Source organism: Knoellia flava TL1, from assembly GCF_000768675.1.
Classification (GTDB): Bacteria; Actinomycetota; Actinomycetes; order Actinomycetales; family Dermatophilaceae; genus Knoellia; species Knoellia flava.
On record NZ_AVPI01000052.1, the window covers coordinates 1 to 2,493 of the forward strand.

The 2,493-nt window shown below is 69.3% G+C and carries 2 protein-coding genes; both read right to left on the minus strand.

Annotated elements, in window-relative coordinates:
• The coding region (gene cydB / locus N798_RS13915) for a cytochrome d ubiquinol oxidase subunit II (RefSeq protein ID WP_035949466.1) at positions 1 to 729 on the minus strand (729 nt) is incomplete at its 3' end.
• Between the two features lie 42 nt (positions 730 to 771).
• Entirely contained in the window at positions 772 to 2,238 is a 1,467-nt protein-coding gene (locus N798_RS13920; RefSeq protein ID WP_035949469.1) for a cytochrome ubiquinol oxidase subunit I, read from the minus strand.
• Between the last annotated feature and the right edge of the window lie 255 nt (positions 2,239 to 2,493).

Genomic DNA, 2,493 nt, shown 5'->3' on the forward strand with positions numbered 1-2,493 from the left:
GACCGCGGCCACGGCCGAGAGGGCGAGCACCCCGGCGCTGCCCCGGGTCGCGACGAGCCAGACGAGCAGCGCGACGGCGAGCGCCGCCGACGCGACCCCCGCCCGGGTCGCCACCCGGCGGGCGTCCTCACGGATCGGCCCCTCGGTCTTGAGCGCGAGGAAGACGGCACCGTGCGTCACCGACAGGACCACGAACGTCACGCCCCCGAGCAGGCTCGGCAGGTTGAGCAGCGTCCACAGCGACCCGACGTACTCGAAGTCGGCGTCGAGCGGGATGCCCCGGACGACGTTGGTGAGGGCGACGCCGACGAGGAAGGGCGCAAGGACCGAGCCGCCGACGATCGCGGCGTCCCACCAGCGGCGCCACTCGTCGTCGTCGCGCTTGTGGCGGTACTCCAGGCCCATGTTGCGGACGATGAGCGCGACGAGGAGGAGCAGCAACGGCAGGTAGAACGCGGAGAACATCGAGGCATACCAGTGGGGGAAAGCCGCGAACGTCGCACCGCCGGCGGTGAGCAGCCACACCTCGTTGCCGTCCCAGTGCGGGCCGATGGCGGTGAGCATGACGCGGCGACGACGGTCGGACTCGTCGACGGCCGTGCCGACGCGCGCGCCCCGACCGCCGAGCACCGGCAGCAGCGCACCGACCCCGAAGTCGAAGCCCTCGAGGACGAGGTAGCCGGTCCACAGCACCCCGATGAGGAGGAACCAGATGAAGGGGTAGTCCATGTCGAGAACGCCTCTTTCGCAGCGGTGTCGAGCAGCGGGTGGTCAGTAGGAGAACTGGAGTGGCGCGTCGGCCTCGCGCACCTGCTCCGGCTCGTGGAACGGCTCGGCGCCGTGGGCGACGTAGCGCAGGAAGAGACGGACCTCGACGACCGCGAGGACGGCATACAGAAGGGTGTAGACCGACATCGAGATCCAGATCTCGGTCGCCGACACCGACGGCGAGACGCCGAACGAGGTCGTCATGAGTCCGTTGACGAGCCACGGCTGGCGGCCCGTCTCGGTGAAGATCCAGCCGAAGCTGTTGCCGAAGATCGGCAGCAGGGGAGCGGCGACGCCGGCCCAGACCCACCAGCGCGACACCGGCGGACGCCTGGTCCCCCGAGTCACCCAGAGCAGGAACGCCGAGAGCGCCATCGACGCGAAGCCGAGCCCCATCATGAGCCGGAAGGTCCAGTAGGCGAGCGGCACGTTGGGCGTGTAGTCGGCGTCGGTCGTGATCGCGGCGACGTCCGGGCCGTAGGTCCGCTCGATCGACGCGACGAGCTCGGCGTTGCGCGCCTTGATCTCGTTGATGCCCTCGACAGTGCCGTTCGGGTTGCCGGTCGCCATGAACGCGAGGACCTTGGGCACCTTGATCGCGAGGTGCTCCTCGGTGCCGTCGAGCGAGCCGATGGTGAGGATCGAGAAGCCGGCGCCGGCCTCGGTCTCGTAGAGCGCCTCGGCCGCGGCCATCTTCATCGGCTGGACCTCGGTCATGATCTTGCCCTGGACGTCTCCGCTGACGACGACGCCGAGGCTCGCGACGAGAGTCATGACGGCGCCGAGCCGGGTGGCCCGCCGGTACATCGGGACGTCGGCCGCATCGGCGGCGCGCGGGGCGGCGGCCCGGCGCCAGAGCCAGATGCCGACGCCCATGACGGTCGCGCCGCCGACCATGTAGGCCGAGGTGATGACGTGCGGGAAAGCGACGAGCTGCACCTTGTTGGTGAGGATCGCGACGAAGTCGGTCATCTCCGCGCGCCCGTTCTCGGGGTCGTAGCGGAAGCCGACCGGGTTCTGCATGAACGAGTTCGCGGCGAGGATGAAGTAGGCCGAGAGCAGCGTGCCCACGTGGACGACCCACATCGTCGCGGCATGCAACTTCTCGGGGATCCGCCCCCAGCCGAAGATCCACAGCCCGAGGAACGTCGACTCGACGAAGAAGGCGAGCAGCGCCTCGAGGGCGAGCGGTGCGCCGAAGACGTCGCCGACGAAGCGCGAGTAGTCCGACCAGTTCATCCCGAACTGGAACTCCTGCACGATGCCGGTGACGAGCCCGAGCGCGAAGTTGATCGTGAAGAGCTTGCCGAGGAACTTCGTCAGCCGGAGCCACTCCTCCTTGCGGGTGCGCACCCACGCGACGTGCGTGACGGCCACGACGAACGACAGCCCGATCGTCACCGGCACGAAGAGGAAGTGGTAGACGGTCGTGATGGCGAACTGCCACCTCGCCAGGTCGACGGGCTCCATCGGTCTCCTCCGTGCTCGGTGCCTGGCGCGGGCGGTCCGCCCCTCTACTACGCCCGATAGTAATACGACGGCGCGTAGTAGACCCAATCCGCCCGTATGCCGTCCGCCACCCTTCGCGTGGGGCGTCGCGATTCGCGGCACGTCCTGTGCGGCATACCCGGGCGAAGGTGCGGTGGAAGCCGCGCTCAGGACTTGGGATCTGGGCGGAGGCGTCGTGAGCGTGGCGACGACATGACCCGTGGCCACGCACCCCGC